The sequence below is a fragment of the Pontibacter brevis genome (assembly GCF_054779655.1).
In genome coordinates this window covers 208,307-228,110 of sequence record NZ_BAAGXV010000034.1, presented here as the reverse complement: position 1 = coordinate 228,110, position 19,804 = coordinate 208,307, and the positions used below count along the sequence as shown (strand labels likewise).

Here is a 19,804-nt window from a genome sequence, read left to right as displayed (position 1 = left end):
CTGGCACAAGGTCTTTTACCCTTTCCCATTGCTCGTTTGTCAACTCCATGAGAAACCAACATATTAACTCAAGCTGGGATTCCCATTTTTGAGATAGCCTCTACTGTAGGAGTACTAAATCAGGAGAATCAGAGCTGTGTAATATGCGCGTGCGCATACGCTGCCACTCCAGCGGAAAACTATGCCAGAAAGCAGGATCCTGGTAAAGGCAAAACTTTATTGCTTTGCTGAAATGGTTCTAACTGTTTTGAGGGCTTCGTATACTTCATTGGCTAAAAGTGCAGCACCGGCATCATTGGGGTGAACCCCATCGTAGGTCAGGGCAGCCTTGCCAAGAAAAGGCGTGTACAGGTCTATCGTTTTTGAATTTGTTTTGCGGGCGACTTTTTCAATGGCAGCCAGCACCTCCTTTTTCACCACATTTGCATTGATACCCCACTTATCCTCGAAAACAGGGATAGGATATGCCAGGTAGACCTGCGGATTGGAAGGCAGCTTCTGGAAAGACTTCACCAGGGCTTTGTAATCTTTAACAAAATTCTTCTTGTGCTCCCAGTTCTGTGGCTTTGAATCATTGGTACCCAGCTTAATGATGACAACATCCGGGTTCCAGGCCAATACTTCGGTGTATTTGTCTTCGTTCCAGTAAGGGAGGTTTCCCTTCTTAAGCAGCGTACGACCGCTCACACCAAAGTTCTTTACCTCATACTCATCCCCAAGCAGTATCTGCAGCACATCAGGATAAGTTTGCTTCAGGCCTGCACCCTCTGTTATGCTATTGCCGACACAGGCTATTTTTACTTTCGATTGCGCATGAATCTGATTGGAGTATAGCAGCAAGAATGCTATAGCAAAAGCCAAGCAGGTAATATGTCTCTTCATTCTATGAAATTAAGTTGTTCTGTAGCGGCAGCTGAACATGAAGTAAAAGCATAAGCAGAGCACAGGTATCTAACCCGTGCTCTGCCTGAAACTCTATACCATTCTATATTTACAATTCTCTTACCCAGATATTGCGGTACTGCACAGGGTTGCCGTGGTCCTGCAGGCTTATCGGGGCCTTACCGTGTGCTTTATATTCGGGCAGGCCGATGTATTCTGTTGGTCCTTTTATGTCCACATTGTTCTGCACCAGCACGCCATTATGGAGCACTGTTACACGGGCAGGACTAAACAAAGAACCATCTTCTTTGAAGCGGGGGGCAGTATAGATGATGTCGTATACGTTCCACTCCGTAGGCTTGCGCATAGCATTGACCAGCGGGCGATGCTGCTTGTAGACACTGCCTGCCTGGCCGTTGGAGTAAGTGCGGTTGTTATAGTTGTCCAGCACCTGAACCTCATAGCGGTCCTGAAGGAAAATACCGCTGTTGCCACGGCCCTGGCTCTCACCTTTTACCTCGTCCGGCGCGCTCCACTCAATGTGCAGCTGGAAATCCTGAAACTCTTTTTTCGTTGAAATATCGCCTTTGCCGGCAACAAACTCGTTGTTCTTTACCTGCCATTTGGCGTCTCCCCCACCATTCTTTGCTTTCCACTGCGACAGGTCCTTTCCATCGAACAGCACAATGGCATCAGAGGGAGCAGCATTATTTTTTCCCGGCGTAACTACACGCACTTCTGGTTCCCAGAACTCTGTCATCTCCGGCACCATTTTAGGTGGCTTCGGTACATTATTCTGCGCCTGTGTGTTGGTGTAGGCCAGCAGGCCAAGGGCTACTGCCGCAAAAGCGGCCTTCTTCAAAGAGTAAGATTTCATGTGTGTAAGGGTTCTTTAAATTTCAGTTTGTGCTAGTTATGTTTCTGCCTCTGTCTGAGGCAGGAGCAGGACATGCGCTTTTCTTAAGAGATTCTTTTGCTTACAATCTACAAATTATTTCAGATAAATGATGCACGGTGTAACTTTGATTATACCTGCATGCAACCGGGAGGCAATGGTATAACATAAACAAGTAAGCTTTCTACCTTTGGCTCCAGAGGCAACAGTTCAGTTTTGCGTGCAGCGTATTTACGCCTGGCTTTCTCTCTGAATGTCAGCCTTGGCCCAACCTCTCAAGCCTGCGCTTCCTTTTGCTTGCTTTCAGCATACTGTGATGGCAGAGTTTTATATTCATCTTTGAAATACTTCGTGAAGTACTTCCGGTTATTGAAGCCTACTTTGTAAGCCACTTCTGCCACAGTCAGCTGGCTCTTCTCAAGCAATTGCGCTGCATGCTGCAACCTTATCATACGAATAAACTCTACCGGAGACCGCCCTGTAATGGCCAGGAGCTTTTTATAGAGGTGTACCCTGCTCACCCCCAGTTCCTTGCTCAGCACCTCGACGGAGAAATCAGGATTTGACAAGTTCTCCTCCACTGTCTTGATCGCGTTCTGAACCAGTTTATCATCCAGGGAAACAATCTTCTCCTCGCTCGTCTGTACACTTATTTTCTTCTCGAACACTTTCTGCAGGAGCTCTCGCTGTGTAATCAGGTTTTTGATGCGGGAAAGCAGCAGGTCGAAGCTGAAGGGCTTAGTCACGTAATCGTTTGCCCCAATATTTAAGCCATCCAGTTTCTTGTCCTCCGAGGCATGAGCCGTCAGGAGCACAAACGGGATATGAGACGTACGGGAGTCGGCTTTTATCTTTTTGCACAAATCTATTCCATTCACTTCCGGCATCATCAGGTCGCTCACAATCAGGTCCGGCATGTGCGCCAGCGCCTTTTGCCATCCCTCCTTGCCGTCTCTCGCCTCTATAATAGTAAAATGCTCCTTCAGGTTATCCTTCAGATAAAAACGGAAGTCTTCGCTGTCTTCAACCAGCAACACGACAGGGGCATTGTCGAGGTAACTGGAAGTCTGCAGCTTACCAGGAGCAACTGCCACAATTTCCTGCTCTGCATGCTCCTTCTCTTCCTTTACCTCTTCCGCAGCCTCAAGGGCAGGCATCGGGATAATTTCTTTCACAGGAATGGTCACCGTAAAGCAACTGCCCTGGCCGGGAGCACTGTCCAGGGTGATGATACCTCCGTGTATTTTCACAAACTCTTTCGCAATAGATAAACCGATTCCGCTACCCTGGTTCACCATGTTGCCCGGCACCACATCCTGGAAGAACCTTTCAAACACCTTTTTATGGTTTTCTTTCGCAATACCAATACCGCTGTCCCTCACTTTCAGCTCCAGAATTTTAATGCCCGCAGATGAGGAGTCATTGTCGTAGCAATTCAGCTCTACGTTAATAAAACCATAGTCGGGCGTAAACTTAAAGGCATTAGACAGCAGGTTAAACAGAATCTTTTCCAGCTTGTCCATGTCAAATGACGCCTGTAGCTCCGGTACATTTGCCTTAAACGTTAAGGTGATATTCTTCTTTTCTGACAGGTCAGAGAAAGAGTTGACAGTAGCCTCCACAAATTTCACCACGTTTCCTTCGGATGGGTAAAGGTTAATTTCCTCTACCTCAATTTTGCGGAAATCGAGGAGTTGGTTTACCAGGTTCAGAAGCCGCTTTGCATTCCGGTTAATCATTTCGAACTGCTGCAACTGGTCCTTGTCTTTTGTATTCTTCAACAGTCTCTCGATTGGGGCCAGTATCAGGGTAAGCGGAGTTCTGAACTCGTGGCTCACATTGGTCAGGAACTTGATCTTCATGAGGTCGAGTTCGTGCAGTTGCTGCGCCTCTCTTCTCTCCTGCTCAATCAGGAATTTTGCTCTTGCTCTTTGCAACACCTTCCTTCGGGCCAGTATCAGCAACACAACCGCCAGCACAAAGTACACTGCGTATGCCTCTGTTGTCAGCCAAAAGGGAGCAAGCACCGTAATATGCATGCTAACACCTTCATTATTCCATACGCCGTCGTTGTTAGAGGCCATAACCTTAAACTCATACTCTCCCGGGTCAAGGTTAGTGTATGTGACCCTCCTGGTAGTGTTGTTTACCGTATGCCATTCTTTGTCGAAGCCTTCCAACTTATAGCGGTACTTTGTTTTCTCGGGATGAAAGAAGTTTAGTGCGGCAAACTCTATGGAAAACACGTTTTCGTTGTGTTTTAAAGCAATAGCCTGTGTTTCGGGAATTGCTTTGGAAAACAGCAACCGCCCATCTACCGCTTTACCTGCCTCCACGCTTTTGTTGAACAACTGAAAATCAGTGAACACAATGCGGGGCGAAATGCTGTTCTCCCCAATACTCTCGGGCTTAAAGATGTTCAGTCCGTTTGGTCCCCCAAACACTACTTCACCTTTGCTTGTCAGATAGGCTGCATTCTCATTGAAAGCCTTGCTCTGCAAACCGTCCAGCTCATCAAAATTCTTGAAGGAAGCAGTTATCTCCCCTTTTCTATCAAGGATCATGTTCGACACACCATTCGGTGTAGATATCCAAAGGCTTTTGGCCTTGTCTTCTACTATGGCCACGATGGTGTTGCTTGGCAAACCGTCTGCTACAGTGTAATGCCGGAAGGAATTTGTCTTCTCATCATACAGGTCAAGGCCCTCTGAGGTTCCTATCCAGATATTCTGTTCACTGTCTCTGAGGATGAAAGTAATGTTGTTGCTGATAAGACTTGCAGGATCTTTCGGGTCATGGGAAAAATAAGTGCTCTTGCCAGTCTCGCGGTTGAACACGTCTATGCCATAGCCTCCTCCAACCCATAGATTGCCTTTGCCATCCTCCACGATGGAAGAAAGGTAGTCGCAGTGCACTGGAAACTCTCCTTCGCCGGAACGGGAATGACGGAACACGTTATTCCGGCGGTCAAACAGCTCAAGACCACCCCTGAGCGTGCCGAGCCACAAATTTCCTTGCTGATCTTCATACATCTCCCAAATGCTGTCATCAGAAAGGCTACGCGGGTCACGCGGGTCGTTTTTGTAGTGGGTAAAGCCTGCGCCATCAAACCTGTTCAGTCCGCCGAGGTAGGTGCCTACCCACAAGGTGTTATCTCTGTCAATCAGCAGGCTTACAATTACGTCGCTGCTCAGGCTATTCGGTTTGCTGGCATCGTGCTTATAGCGGGTATAGGTTCCCGCAGCCCTGTCCCAGTAAAGCAGGCCCTCACCGTTGGTGCCAATCCAAAGGTTGCCTCTGGCATCTTCAACGAAAGCATTTACGTCGTTATACGGAAGGCTATTGCTGACAGAAGACTGATGCTTGATATGCGGGAAACGAATGTTGTTCGGGTGGTAGTAATTTACCCCCTTTTTAAAGGTACCTATCCAGACGATGCCTTCATTGTCCTTGTACAGGGTATTAATACTGTTGTGCGAAAGGCTTTTATCCAGTTCAGGGTTGTGCCGGATGTAGTTTACAGACAAATCCTGCTTATCAATCTCATTAATACCCCCATGGTCCGTGCCAATCCAGATTTTCCCTTTTGCACCTTCCACCACACCTCTTACCACATTGTTGTTGAGTTGCAGCCTGGGTGCATTTTTATGGAAATGCGCAAGAAGTTTAGTGGCATGGTCATAAAAGAACACGCCGCCTGGCACGTTCTGCAGGTGCACCCACAGGTCGTCATCGCTGTCAACGGTGAGGGAGTAGTAAAGCTGCTCCTGGTTAAACTTTTGGTAGATATCATCGTTTCGCTCCACCACCTGCAGCGTTTTGCTGTTTATCTTTTCCAGGATACCGTTGCGGTGAATAACCCACAGATTATCTTTTGAATCCTGCCGGATGGCAGACACATCATTGGTACTGAGGGTATGTTTATTATTGAAGATATGCGTTAGCCTGACAGAACTGCCGTCGGTGGGGTTGTAGCGGGTAATTCCCTTCCCTTTGCTGATAAACCAGAAACGACCATCAGCATCCTGCACAATATCCTCGACAGCCGCATCAGGGAGGCCATACTTTTTTACTGCTCCTTTGTTGTACCTCAGGAATTTCTCAGTTTCCGGATCATAGATGCAGGTTTCCGTGCTGGTTTGCACCCAAATTTTGCCTTCAGGCCCTTCAAACAACTTAGTTATGTCGTTATTTACAAGGGAGGAGGTATCATTGGAGTTGTACTTGAATACTTTAAACTTATAGCCGTCGTACCGGTTCAGCCCGGAGGCGGTACCAACCCATAAGAACCCCTTGCTATCCTTCAGAAAGCTCTTTATCTGGTTGTGAGACAAACCATTGTTGATGTCTAAAAGAGAGAACCTGTACTGTTCAGGCACAGCAGCAAGTACCTGGTACAGGTTCCCTAAAAGAAGCAAGATGAAAACTAATAACCTGTTAAAATGCATGTTTGCAGCTGATATTGCGATTATTGCTTTTCTAAATTAAGTAAAAAATTTAGAAACCATTCTTTTATCGTTATCTGACCTTAAAACCCTAAAGCTGAAAATGATGACTTTCTTCTACAGAAAGGCTGTTTCGTGAGCATGAAGCCATCAGGAACATCATTTAGCAGCAAAAGGAAGTTGTAACAAAATAAATTCCATTTTAATCTTATTTCCTCATCATCAAACTTTACAAAAATTGTTTGAATACCACCATACATTATAACCTTAAGCAGCTGCCGCCAAAGGTAAAACAGGCAACAACCACAGCAAGCCCCTGTAAACAGCAAAGCCAGCGGTGGTACCGCTGGCTTTGCTGTTTACAGGAGAAAGTGCTTAGCCTAGAAATTCACCTGATACTGTATCCAGGCAGAACCGGCATTAGAGGCACGCACCACCCTGCCATCTGCCTGTTGTTCAAAGACAGGCCTTAGCTGGTAGTTCAGCGACACTTTTGACATATGCTTGTTAATGAGCCAGTTTATTCCAGCATCATATACATTCACTGCATCCTCTAACCTGTCATAAGCAGACCTGCGGTAAGAAACATAAGGCAGCAGCGTGCCCTGGTCTCCTAAAAGGTCGTTTGGCAAGCGGATACCGGCCTGCGTATAGAGTGTCTCACCGGTTCCGAACATCGGATATGCATTGCCGGGCCCGCTAAAGTTAGCAGGGTTTGTGTTGCCGTTGGCCGGGTTCATAATGCCGTTATTTCGGATATGATTCTGGCCATAGTCTGTGTTAAAGTAACCGGCATAGGCTGACAGTGCATAGGTATTGTCCTGCAGCGGCATGTCAGCAAAAGCAGCTACGGACCACAACAGCATATCATCGAAGACTGGCTCTGTGCTATTGCCCGTTCGCCAGGTGGCATCTTTCTGGTAAATTAAGCCTCCTTCCAGGTTCAGGATGCGTTTGTCGCCCAGGTAAGTGCCAGCCATAAAAGGAGTAGTATGCGGCTCCCTTTCCAGAAAGTTGTACATAAAGAAGCCTTTGTACTGCTTGGTATGGCCGTAGGTAGTGAAAACTGCATTTTCACCTAAAGCAGGAGCAGGTTGCCCGTTTGTTTGTATCGGGAAAGGATCTGATACCGCCACCCGATAATCTATTTTGCCGATCTGCCCCCTGGCATACACACTTAGATTTCGCGCGAACTGGTCTATCTGCTCTACAGTGGACTGCGCAAATACAGGCACATCTGTAGTCATTATCGTGCCAATGCTAGGGTGGGAAAAACGACTAAGGCCACCGGTAATGGTTAGGCCAGCGCCCAGCTTCAGCATGTCATTGTGCTTAAACACCTTATATTCCCCCAGTGCATCATGGAAGAACGCCTGCAACTTTCTGTTTCCCGCATTTTGCGACAGGTAATTAAAGTTGTTCATCCCGAATTGGGTATAAAAGAACACGTGGTCTGTTAGCTGGCCAAACAGCTGCAGGCGGGTGCGGCGAAGGCCTATATCCACCGTATTTTCCTGTGGCGCACCGTTTACGGTGGTGCCAGGGTTATTTTCGGTCCAGCGCAGCCATGTCTGGTTCAGGAAAGTTGCTTTTATGTATTTCGAACCATCCTCTGTCAGGTCGTACCGTAACTCCGTCTTTGGCTTACCTGATGGGTTGGTTGGTTTGACGTCCTGTTGCGCAAGTACTGGTTTAGTAAAACCAACAGCGACTGCCAGAACGTGTAGCAGGATTTTCTTCATTCTAGGAAGGGAGGAATTAAATATATACACAAAAGTACCTTAAAAGGCGTAGCCGGACAAGCAACTAGCAGGTTTTAAGGCAAAACCGGAGGCAGCGGCGTTGGGTACCTTCATGAACAAAAAACAGAAAAACTTAAACGTCGGATGGCAAATGCGCAGACCGTGGTTGTCTGAAGGCAGATCGGGGCGCTTTTGACCAGTATTTTAACCGGCCACACTGGCTGAAGACCCGTGCTGCCAGGGGTGCAGGTGCTACAATACCGTGCCTCTGGTCAAGCAGCTTTCGGCAACCACGGTGTTCCAGCTTTGGTCTTTCTGCTTAAAATTGTTTCTGTGCTGTCAGGCTCTCTGCACTTGATGGAACCGTAATACAATCAGGCAGCCTGATGATGAATTCGGTATATTCTCCAATTTGAGAATCCATCAGTATTTCTCCGTTGTGGCCTTTGGTGATGATATCATAGCTTAGTGACAGGCCAAGGCCTGTTCCCTGTCCGCTTGGCTTGGTGGTGAAGAAAGGTTGGAAAATCTTATGTTTCATTTTTTTAGGAATACCGGTCCCGTTGTCCTTCACCCGAATCTCAACTCCTCCATCCACCTGTTGCGTGCTCACGCTTACCTCCGGCTGATACAGCCCATTTAACTGCTGCTTTTTTTGCCGCACAGCATAAAAGGCATTATTAAATACGTTTAGCAGCACCTGCCCTATCTCCTGAGGCACAACCTCGGCATTGCCAAGGCTGCTGTCAAAGTCTGTCTGAAGCACTGCGTTGAAGGCCTTGTCTTTAGAGCGCATCCCGTGGTAAGACAGCCGCAGGTACTCCTCGGCCAAAGCATTGATGTTAGCTGGCTCTTTTACACCTTTACTTGTGAGCGAGTGCTGTAGCATGTTCTTTACAATAGCGTCTGCCCTCTTTCCGTGCTGGTGAATACGTTCCAGGTTCTGCATCAGGTCCTGCAGCAGTAAATCCGTTTCTGCTTTGTCCCCGTTCTGTAAGCGCTGAATAGGCCCCTGCTTCAGCTCCTCCAGCAGTTCAGCGCTTACCTCTGAAAAGTTGTTGACAAAGTTCAGGGGGTTCTGGATTTCGTGTGCAATACCAGCCGTCAGTTCTCCCAGCGATGCCATCTTTTCTTTTTGAACTAGTTGTTCCTGGGCCGTCTTTAACTTTGTAAGTGCCCCGTCCAGACTATCCCGCTGATGTTCTATTTCCTTGTTCAGCTTGAGGAGCTGAGCATTGTTTCTTTGCTTTTGCCGGTTTGTCCGCCACAGCATGGCTACTAATAAAAGTGTTAACACCAAACCAACGAAAAGAGACAAAAGCAGCTGTTGCTGCCGCCGGGAAGCCTCGCTCTGCAGTTGGTTGCTTTTGAAAAGCAAATCTATTTCCGACTGTTTCTTCCCCAAATCTGCCTGGTGCTTTAAAAGTTCAAGGCGCCTTGCGGCCTGAACACTGGAAACACTATCGTTATAAGCTGCATAAAGCAACTGGTATCGGTAAGCTTTGGCAGTATCTTTCTGTAGTGCGTACACCCGTGAAAGCACATGATAAGCATCCTGAATATAAGACTTATGCTCAATTTCCTGAGCCAGCTTTAAACTGCGCTCGCCAAACCAGCGTGCACTATCCAGGCGCCCTGTGTGCAGGTAAGCCCTGGACAGTATATTCTGAACCCTGGCTACCCCTGCTTTCTCTTTTAAATCCGTGGCACCAGCCAACGATAAAAAAGCATGTTTCATTGCCAGGTCATAGTTGCCCTGGAGTTCGTAGACATCAGCGAGGTTGGCTTCCCGATCAATAATGCTGCGTTTGTTGTTCAGTTGCTGTACTATCTTCAGGCTCCGCTGGAAGTATGCTATCGCCTCAGGGTACTGTTTCATAAGGGCATAGGCACTACCAATACTGTTGAGCACACTGGCAACTGTTGTTTTGTCTCCGAACCGCTCTGCCTCGTTGAGGGCCTGCTCTCCATAGATGAGCGCCTGCGATGGCTCCTCTAAAGCATTGTAAATGTTGCTGAGTTGCACGGATGACAGCGTAATGCGGTGCTGGTCTTTTGCCTGCCTGGCTGTCTGCAGCGCCTTTAAAGCATTTTCTGCAGCAGATGTATAAGATCCTTCCGTCCGATGAATGTCAACGATAGTGCGTAAGATATCTGCCTGCAGGCTTAGATCTGCTCCTGCGGCCTGCAGGCTCGACCGGAGGTATTGCATGGCTTTGGAATAATTGCCCTGCGACCGGTAGACCAGGCCGAACTCAATCAACACTTTGCTAACCAACTTCCTGTTTTGTGTTTGCCGGGCCTGCTTAAGCGCCTGGTTATTTAGTGCCAGCGCCTCCTGCAGTTTGCCTTGGTAGCGATATACCAACGCCATCCGACGGAGCGATTGGGCGATGAGATGGGGGTTCCTGTGCAGCTTTGCTAGCGCATACGCTTCTTCTGCTGTTTGCAGCGCCCGCTGTAAATAACCCTTTCTTGCCTGTGCAGAGCTTTGTAGGCCTAAAGCAGTTATGACACCTGGCTGGAAATTTAAACGCCGGGAAAGCAACAGCGCCTGTTCTGAAAGCGAATCACTTCGCTCTGCCATTAGTTCAGTATGTTCACTAAGTTCGTTGAGCCAGTGTACACGTAAAGTATCAGTTTGAGAATGTTTTTTCAGCAGGGCATACAGGCTGTCAGCTACCTGGCTCTGCGAATAGCACGGGAATGCTACTGATATATGGAAGGCAAGCAAGAGAAGCGTTCTTTTCATGAGTGGAGCTACCTACCTGTTGGTTGTAAACTGAGCCTTAATTCATTTCTTAACTTTATTCTCGTGCAGGTGCCCTTCTGAAAAAGCCTTCACTACACCTTACCTGGTTTTGTTGCTTTCCCGGAACATTTTCTCTTACTCAAAGAATGTCCAGGCTATGGCGTAGCTGACTAAAACCAAGGCAAAACCAACCATAAAAATAGTATAAGCTATTTTCAGCAGGCGGTATTTCTTAGCCAGCACCTTCCCCTGCAGATAGATGTTGTCGATCATGCTGTTGTACAACTGATCATGATCGCGCATGATGTTACGGATACCATTTTTATATGTCTCAGCACTGAGCTGTACAAAATCACCGAAAAAGAGCAGATCCCGTTTATCTTCCGGCACCTCTGTTTTCTTGATGTTCGGTCGGGTAGACAGTACAGCAAAAACAATGGTTAACACACAAACCAGTGTTAGCATGATAGACGGAATCATCAGGTGGGGCAACTCTTCAAACTTCCTGACAAAAGTGGAAATCAGGATAGAAGCAACAATGGCATTTATAGAAATCATGAGGTTCGCTTTGCCATCGGCCATAACACTTAGTTGCAGGTGACTGGCCATGGTGGTCCTGAACATTGTCTCTATTCCCTTACTTACTTTTTGCTCCTTTTCCTTTGCAAGGTCTTTTTTTAGCTTTTTATTTTCCTCCCAAACCGCCTCCAGTTCAGCGTTGTCTTTGCTTAGTTCCTTCAGCTTTTTTTTCAGTAACTTCAAGTTTTTCTCTTTGCCATCTGAGAAGGCGTTCTTGGCGTATTTGGTAAAGAAAGCATGTTTCTTGAACAGGCTGATTTGGGTGTTCAGCCATTCATAAAAATCCCGCTTCTTACGCGATTTGCCTTTTACCGGTCTCTCCTCCTGCGTCAGGAAATCGGGTGCGGCCAAAAAAGACGCTACGGCATCGCAGAGCGCCTCCTGTATCATGTCCTGTGGGTTTTGGGGGTAATGCGTAGCGGCGATACACTGGTTAACCTTTTTTACCTGGCCTTGAGACAGGCCACTGCTTTCTAAATATTCAGCTACCGGTAAAAAGGCACCTCCCTCTGCCTGTTCACCCGGCTTGGCATAACTCAGGTCGTGAAGCCATGCAGCCAGCAGCAGTATTTCCATCTCCTCCTCCTGCAGCGAGCAGGATCTGCCAATTTCTTCTGCCACGGCCACCAATTCTTTCGTGTGCTTTAAGTCGAAACCATTAACCTCACCAGCCGTCGGTAACTGATGCGCTACATATGAATGCGTTCTTTCCAGGATATTACTATCAACTATTTCCATCCCTTAACAATTTAAACCTCCCGATGATATGTTGCTTTTGCCTCTAATGCCAATAACCTGTTATGGCAGGTTATTTTCTGTAACTAATCCTCCTATACGCAGGCAACAAGTCATTAAATAAATATAAACTAAAATTATTTTATTCACAATCATAAAACCAACTGAAAAAATCGAACATAAGGGATACTATGTTAAAAAAAGGATATGGCAGACAACAACATCAGAAGCTTGAGAGCCTGTAGCATGAATCAACTGAAAGCCTTTCCTCTGCATTTGTTATACACGATGGATAAAACAGGCGGGTTTAAATAGAAAAAGCCTAAGATCCGCCGGTGCAGCGGTTCTTAGGCTTTGATAGGTTCAAAGAAAGAATAAAGAATCAGTCCTAATTCACCTGCATATCCAGTTGCTCAAATCTGGAGTTGTTGCTGATGTATTCCGGTACTATCTGCTTCATCTTCTTCACCACTTTCAGCTCTTCTTTGTTTTTATTCAGCTTCAGTAGTTCCTCTATGTTATTGGCGACATCATCGTAAGCGTATTCTCTTACTTTAGATATTTTGATTTTTGAGTGATGCGTCGGGATTGTCATTTCCTCTTCATTCAGCAGCTCTTCATACAGCTTCTCACCCGGCCGCAGACCAGTGAAGACTATTTTAATGTCCACATTCGGCACCAGCCCTGCCAGTTTGATCATTTTGGTAGCCAGGTCTACTATTTTAACAGGCTCACCCATATCGAAAATAAATATTTCGCCTCCCTTGCCCATTGTGCCTGCTTCCAGTACCAACTGCACAGCCTCAGGTATGGTCATAAAATAACGGGTAATCTCCGGGTGCGTCACTGTAACCGGGCCACCTTTCTCAATCTGAGCACGGAAACGCGGAATAACAGATCCGTTGGAACCCAACACATTACCAAATCGGGTTGTAATAAACTTGGTCTGTGGCTCTGAACGGGTGCCGGGCTTGTTGCCATCTATCTTGCTGCCGCTAATGCTATTCAGTGACTGTATGTAAATTTCGGCAATACGCTTGGAAGTACCCATGATGTTAGTAGGATTCACCGCCTTGTCTGTCGATATCATCACAAACTTCTCTACATCAAAAGTAAGCGATAGGTCAGCCAGGTTCTTAGTACCTAACACATTTGTTAGCACCGCCTCACATGGGTTATTCTCCATCATCGGCACGTGCTTGTATGCTGCCGCATGGTATACTATCTCTGGCGTGTAATCCTTAAAGAGAGAATACATGCGGTTGAAGTTGGTGACATCGCAGATACAGACGGCCAGGTTTGCATCCGGGAACTGCTCTTTTACCTCAAGCTGCAACTCATGGAGTGGTGATTCTGCCTGGTCGCACACCACCACCAACTCAGGATTGTAACTTAACACCTGCCTCACAATTTCAGAACCAATAGAGCCGGCACCTCCGGTTATGAGGACGCGTTTGCCAGCCAAGTCGCTTGCTACCTGCTTATTCTCTATCACAATTGGCGGGCGCTGTAGCAAATCCTCAATTTTAAGATCTTTGATTTGCTTCATGCTCAGGTTGCCCGACATCCACTGCTCGGTTGGTGGCACGGTGAGAACTTTTATGCCCAGTTCCACACACTTTTCAATGGACTTTTTCCGGAACTCCGACTTCAGGTCCTCATTGAAAACAAACAGCTTGTCTATTTTAAGTTTGCGTTGCAGGCTTTCTATATCGTTTACATGATACACCCTTTTCTGATGAATGTCCTTGTCAATCTTGTTCGGATCATCATCCACGAAACCGGCAATGGAAAAGTGGCCAGAATCACTGGCTTCCAGTGCCTGCTTTAACAGAATGGAGTAACCGTCTGCGCCATAAATAAGCACCCGCTCTTTGCTGCCGGCTGTGCCACTCCTGATGTACATAAACAGCGCCTTTGCTCCTATTCTTACCATTATCAGCAGAGTAGAAGCAATAAAGAAGTTCAGTAGCAGGACCAGGTAAATGTTAACCGTATCAATGTTGTGCACAGGTTCAAGCCAAAGCCCTACAAATGCGCCATACGCTACGCTGCATATAAGCACAGCAGAGAAAATACGGTAAATATCATGTATACTGGAGTACCTTATAAGGCCGGTATGCACACGCATTGTATAGAACGTAACCAGAGAGGCTATACAGAACAGGCCTATGTAAACTAAAAAATGACCTCTCAGAATTTCTGAGAATTCAAACTGCCTTACAACGAAAAAAGACAAGGCAAAAGACCAGCTCATTATCAGCTGGTCAATCATCAATACTATCCATTTCGGAAGGAATCTGTTGAGTAAAATCTTCATAATACCATGTCACACATTTTACACCACTACTTGACAGTATAAATCCATCACATAAGACTTAATATGGTTTTTAAACATAAAGAGTCTCTAAAGAAAAAACAAACTTATATAAATGCAATTTTAAACATTAATCAAATAAAGTAGGATGACTTTATATAACTTTATAAATATCGAGTTTTTCAGCTTCTATAGCCGTGGTAATTAGAACGGGGAGAAAAACAAATGGTTATAGACATTTCACCGAATATTTGTTTAATCATAATCAGGACACATTTTACCTATCTGTGTATGAGAAAATGAAGCGTTAGCACCAAACACAAAGCTGAAGATAGAGGGCAGGAATCTACCTGAAAGGGCGCCATGAAAGTAGTAGTTGAACTGTCCTGAAGATGCAGCGAAACAATATGCCTGATCATGAAAGCGCTTCCAGTATGATTGTTTTGACTTATTTCCAAGCCAAAGCTTTGGTTTCCTGTTCTGAAAGCCCCGTCGTAGCAGAACATTAAAACACTTGTTCAGGTTGCTATGTTATAACAGAGGGGATGGTTTGGGTAAGGTTGTATGCAGCAGCCGGACTGGTAAAGTTTCCAGATATACTTTCCGATGCCTTGCAAAGCAGAAGCAAGCACCCTTGACCACGAATCAACAACCCTGAAATATCCTATAATCAGCCAGATTAATTACATACATCAGAAGCATTTATGTTAATTTATCTTAATTCCGGAAACGCTTAAAAAATGCTTTTGTTAACATACCCGCAACAAAGAGAAGCTTTAGAGCAGGAAAAATATAGCCTCTTGCTCCCCATTATTATCCCTCATCACTTTCCAGCGTATGTAAACACCTCCTAACTGGCTGTAACCTGCATAATCTGCTGGATTTGCTGCACAATTCGCTGGAGTTCTTCATCAGTCAGGTTTGAGCCAGAGGGCAGGCAAAGTCCTTTATTAAAAAGCCTCTCGCTGGTACCATCGCCATAAAAGGGAGTATTTTCAAAAACAGGTTGCAGGTGCATTGGCTTCCAGAGCGGGCGCGACTCTATATTTTCTTTTTCCAGCCCTAACCTGATGTCTTCCCTGGTAACACTTTCTGGTGCACTATTATCCACCACCACAGTCGTCAGCCACCTGTTGGAATAAAAGTCCTCATCCGGCTCCTCTAAAAAACGAATGGAAGGATAACCTGCGAGTGCCTGTTTATAAAACGCACAGTTCTGCCGCCTTTTCTCTACACGAGCCGGCAGTACCTCCATTTGCCCGCGGCCAATGGCAGCACAGACATTACTCATTCTGTAGTTGTAGCCAATGTGGGAGTGCTGATAGTGAGGCGCAGCGTCACGTGCCTGCGTGGCCAGAAAACGCGCTTTTCTTATCCACTCCTCATTTTGAGACACCAGAGCCCCTCCGCCAGAGGTAGTGATAATCTTATTTCCGTTGAACGACAGAATGCTCATAGCGCCAAAGGAACCCAAGCGTTGCCCTTTGTAGGAAGAACCCAAAGCCTCCGCGGCATCTTCCACAACCGGAATCTCATAACGGTTCGCAATTTCCATTATGCGGTCCATCTGGGCAGGCATGCCGTACAGGTGCACCACGATAATGGCTTTCGGCTTTTTACCTGTTTCCTCTATTCTGTCTAAGATAGCAGCTTCTAAATACCTGGGCGACATGTTCCAGGTCTGCTCCTCGCTGTCCACAAACACTGGCGTAGCTCCCTGATACTTAATAGGGTTGGCGGAAGCTGAGAAGGTCATAGACTGACAGATTACCTCATCCCCGGCCTGCACGCCCAAAATAACAAGAGCCAGGTGCAGGGCAGCTGTACCCGCACTTAGAGCGGCCACATGTACGCCCCCTCCTAAATAAGAGGCAATGTCCTGTTCAAACCCATTCACATGCGGACCGAGCGGTGCAATCCAGTTCGTATCAAAAGCCTCTTTTACATACTTAAATTCGCTTTCTCCCATATGTGGGGACGAAAGCCAAATCTTTGAATTCATATAATCTTACATTTAGTGCCTAGTAAATGTCATTACATTAAAAGCGCAATGGCTTTTACCAGGCTTCATAAGCCATAGTAGGCATATGGCTGCTATGCTACGCTATCCGTTCTACCTTAAGTTTGTCGCAGGTACTTGTAATGCACTCGCCGGTTTCCAGGTCGAAGTCATAGTGGTGGGCCAGGCATCTGAAAATGCCACCCGGCAATACCTCACCTGAAGTTAGAAAATCATTACCAGCATGAGGGCAGTATCTTGACACAGAATAGGTTTTACCATCTGAGTGGATGGTGATTCTTTCATCGGATAAAGGAGTCGTCTCAAACTTCGTTACTTCATCGAGGGCTTCTTTGTCTGCAAATTTCAGCAGGCCGAGCAGGTGGTCATTGTAGCGGTCAGGATTTCTCCTGGCACTGAAGCGCAACGACAGGAAGAAATCCTCCCACGGCACTTGTTTTGCCAGAATTGGAGGCAGCCAGCGGGACTCAAAGGTGTAAATGTAGCCACAGTCTTCCACTCCCTTTCCAACGCCTTCTTTTCCCTCTCTGAAATCGACATGCCAGTCCCCTCCGCCCGGGCCTTGTATTTCAAACCCTACCCGCATGTTGATGCGCTCGTTAAAATAAAGGCTTAAAGTCAGCAACTCTTCCATGTAAGCCTTGAAAGGCTCCCAAAGGGACTCTTCCGGAAAAGGATGCCGGTCATAAACCTGCTGTATTTGCTCCTGTCGTCTTTCCTGATATTTTTTCAGGTAATCCCAACGGGAATCAAAACTGAAGTTCTCCCAATGCGAATCCTGCACTTTCTGTTCTTCACCTGAATCCCAGGTGTCTCCAGGCAACAGCACTTCGATGTTGTTTATCTTCTTTTTAGCTAAGTAATCGGCTACCTGCTGCTGGTCCGGGAATATACCGTCTTCCATTTCCCCGTTATACTCGAATAAGGCGGGATCTAAAAAGCAGGGCGGTCCGGCAAAGGGAAGGCCGATGATTGGCTCAACAATTTTCATGCTCTTATGGCAGTAGGACAGTTTTGCAGCTCTTTTCTGCTTTCGAAGCTTTTGCATTTGCTCCTCCGGGAAATCGTACAGAATGGGAAACCAGGAGGCACCAGCTCCCTGGAATGCAAAGGTGTGAATAGTCCCCCCTACTTTTTGCTTAATATCTCTTAACTGCATCGGGAACAGGCGCGCATCATTCATGTTCAGAAGCGTTTGTCCACCAGACTGGATGATGATGGCAGAATCGTGGTTCATAGGCGGTTCAGATACGAAAAACACCTTTGTGCCAGGAGTGATCTCACACGTTTCCCACTCGGGCACCTCAATCACAGGCCTCTTACCTCCCTGCCATATTTTTTGCTTCAGAACCGGGGATGGATACTTGGGCACAATAACCGGAATCTCCGGATCAACTTTAGACAAAAACCAGGGATCGCAATGATCCAAGTGCTCATGTGAAATAATGATGGCAGTAGGCTTATACATGTCCTCGTCCGCCAGCAAATGGGAGTTGTCAGGAAACTGGAACCAGGAGGACTGGAAGTTGCCTTCTGGTGATAACCAGGGATCTATTAGAAGAGTAGCATCTTCTGTTTGCACTTTTAAGCCAGCATGTCCTGTTGCAGTAATTTTCATGGTTGGTTCTATAAGGGTAAATTATAGTATAAAGAGTTAGAATTGCCTGTTTTCCGATACGGTTGCCTTCCCTAATTAGTTAGACGTTCTGCACACGACTCCTAACCCCTGTCGTTGTGTAGCCGAAACAGCAACATGAAGTACGGTAAAGTAGCTCTTACTTAAGCCAAATGGCTTTCAGGGAGCCTTCACGGAAAGCCTGCAGGAAAAAATATTCAAGAATGAATATATTGACAGACGCTTAAACCTGCATTTAGGTTATGAAATAACTTCTTTGTTTGCGTAGTAATCTACACATACAGGCGGATAACCCTCCCTTTTCATCTTATCTATGACCACATCCACATTGTATATAAGATCCTTGAGTTCTACAGCCGCAGTTTCAGTATCGTAGATGACGTAGTTAATCACATTGATAAATTTCCTGTTCTGCCCCACGCTACCCGTATTGATGAGCTTTTTACCAGAGGCCGACTCGGCAGAAAACTGGTGGTGGGAGTGCCCAATAATATAGTTCTCTTTCAGATCCAGTTCACTGATGTCTGTATCCGGATAGATGTATTTATTGTTTACCGTATGCTGCACCTGGTAATCGCCCAGCTGCAAACAACTTCCATAAGTTGAGATAATTTCCTGCTGGGTAAACTGTGGATAGCAGTAGTCAAAAAAGGCCCTGGCAACCGGGTGCTCACCCGGGTAATTTCCTTCCAGAAAATATCCTTCATGGTTGCCCATCAAGCAGCTACAGCCGAGGCTCTGCAGCAGCTGTACGCATTCATTGCTCCAGGGGCCGTAGTTTACCACATCACCATGACAGATTAGTTTATCTACCGTACCGGCCGCTGCCAGCATTTTTTCAAGTGCCGGTAGGTTGCCATGCACATCGCCAAAAATCAATACCCTCATGTTTGTCCTGCTATTTTCACACCAGCATGCTTTTTACTTTTTCTGAAAAAGGCCGGGTGCTGATTTCGCTTCCCTCCAGGAATTTTTCCAGCAGGCTGATTTCTATTTTTGCTCTGGAAGCCACGCCCGGCTGGTCTATATTTTCAATGTTTTCTTTCGGATTACCCATCAGTTCGCACAGCGTCTCGGCCAGTTCCAGTAGGCCTATTTCTTCGCCTGATGCAAGGTTCAGAATACGCTGGGGCCATGCTTCCATCTTAGAGAGGTGGTAAAGGATTTTTGCGGCATCTTCTACATGCAGAAAATCGAAACTGACGTTATTGCCATTCGTCAGGCTGATCCTTTCCTTTGCAGCAGCCTGCTTCAGCAGTTTTGTTAAGACTCCACCCTCCTTCATGCCGGGGCCGTAGAGCGCTGAAATACGCACATGCAGCAAGTCTACATCTCCTGCCTCGGCAATGGAACTCATCACCAGTTCCTGCGAGAGTTTAGAAGCGCTGTAGCCTACATGGCCACCTGTGGGGTAGGTATTTTCATCCTCCTTCAAAGGAACGGGCCAGGGTTTATGCACCACCACCAGGGTGGAACAGTTTATCAATTTGGGAATTTTGCGGGATACTGCCCAATTCATGAGGTTAGCACTGCCGATGACGTTCGTCTCAAAGAGCTGTCTCAGGTAATCAGGGTCACTAAAGCTTTTACCGCCAGCAGGTAGTGCAGAGGCGCAGTTGATGATAATATCCGGCTGTATATCCAGCTTTACAAAATCGTCTGCCCGGGTGATGTCCAAAACCAGTTCCCCTTCACCCGCCTTGCGCCTGACGGCATATACCTCCTCCCCTGCCTCCCGTAGCTGCTTTACCAGGGTGCTTCCTAAAAATCCACCGGCACCGGTAACCAAGTATTTCATGCC

Annotated in this window: 11 protein-coding genes; all 11 read right to left on the bottom strand. The window is 46.6% G+C overall.

The window, feature by feature from the left end; genetic code table 11:
- Positions 1-216: 216 nt before the first annotated feature.
- Entirely contained in the window at positions 217-882 is a 666-nt protein-coding gene (locus tag ACYVB1_RS12820; protein ID WP_460924102.1) for a GDSL-type esterase/lipase family protein, read from the bottom strand.
- A 109-nt stretch (positions 883-991) separates the two neighbouring features.
- Positions 992-1,759, bottom strand: coding sequence for a 3-keto-disaccharide hydrolase (locus ACYVB1_RS12815; protein ID WP_460924100.1), 768 nt, complete (start codon positions 1,757-1,759; stop codon positions 992-994).
- Positions 1,760-2,052: 293 nt separating this feature from the next.
- The gene (locus tag ACYVB1_RS12810; RefSeq protein WP_460924098.1) at positions 2,053-6,225 is read right to left on the bottom strand and encodes a hybrid sensor histidine kinase/response regulator transcription factor; all 4,173 of its coding nucleotides are present in this window, start codon (positions 6,223-6,225) and stop codon (positions 2,053-2,055) included.
- 377 nt (positions 6,226-6,602) lie between these two features.
- Entirely contained in the window at positions 6,603-7,964 is a 1,362-nt protein-coding gene (locus tag ACYVB1_RS12805; RefSeq protein WP_460924096.1) for a hypothetical protein, read from the bottom strand.
- A gap of 319 nt (positions 7,965-8,283) precedes the next feature.
- On the bottom strand, positions 8,284-10,551 hold the full coding sequence (locus ACYVB1_RS12800) for a tetratricopeptide repeat protein (RefSeq protein ID WP_460924094.1): 2,268 nt from the start codon (positions 10,549-10,551) through the stop codon (positions 8,284-8,286).
- A gap of 300 nt (positions 10,552-10,851) precedes the next feature.
- Entirely contained in the window at positions 10,852-12,033 is a 1,182-nt protein-coding gene (locus ACYVB1_RS12795; RefSeq protein ID WP_460924092.1) for a Pycsar system effector family protein, read from the bottom strand.
- A 385-nt stretch (positions 12,034-12,418) separates the two neighbouring features.
- The gene (locus ACYVB1_RS12790; RefSeq protein WP_460924090.1) at positions 12,419-14,350 is read right to left on the bottom strand and encodes a polysaccharide biosynthesis protein; all 1,932 of its coding nucleotides are present in this window, start codon (positions 14,348-14,350) and stop codon (positions 12,419-12,421) included.
- 847 nt (positions 14,351-15,197) lie between these two features.
- A complete protein-coding gene (locus ACYVB1_RS12785; RefSeq protein WP_460924088.1) occupies positions 15,198-16,349 on the bottom strand; it encodes a DegT/DnrJ/EryC1/StrS family aminotransferase in 1,152 nt (383 codons plus the stop codon).
- A gap of 97 nt (positions 16,350-16,446) precedes the next feature.
- Positions 16,447-17,985: an MBL fold metallo-hydrolase gene (locus ACYVB1_RS12780; protein WP_460924086.1), complete on the bottom strand. Its 1,539-nt coding sequence runs from the start codon at positions 17,983-17,985 to the stop codon at positions 16,447-16,449.
- 258 nt (positions 17,986-18,243) lie between these two features.
- Entirely contained in the window at positions 18,244-18,891 is a 648-nt protein-coding gene (locus ACYVB1_RS12775; RefSeq protein WP_460924084.1) for a metallophosphoesterase family protein, read from the bottom strand.
- Positions 18,892-18,907: 16 nt separating this feature from the next.
- Positions 18,908-19,801 (bottom strand): NAD-dependent epimerase/dehydratase family protein, encoded by an 894-nt coding sequence (locus ACYVB1_RS12770; RefSeq protein ID WP_460924082.1) that lies wholly within the window; start codon positions 19,799-19,801, stop codon positions 18,908-18,910.
- Positions 19,802-19,804: the final 3 nt, after the last annotated feature.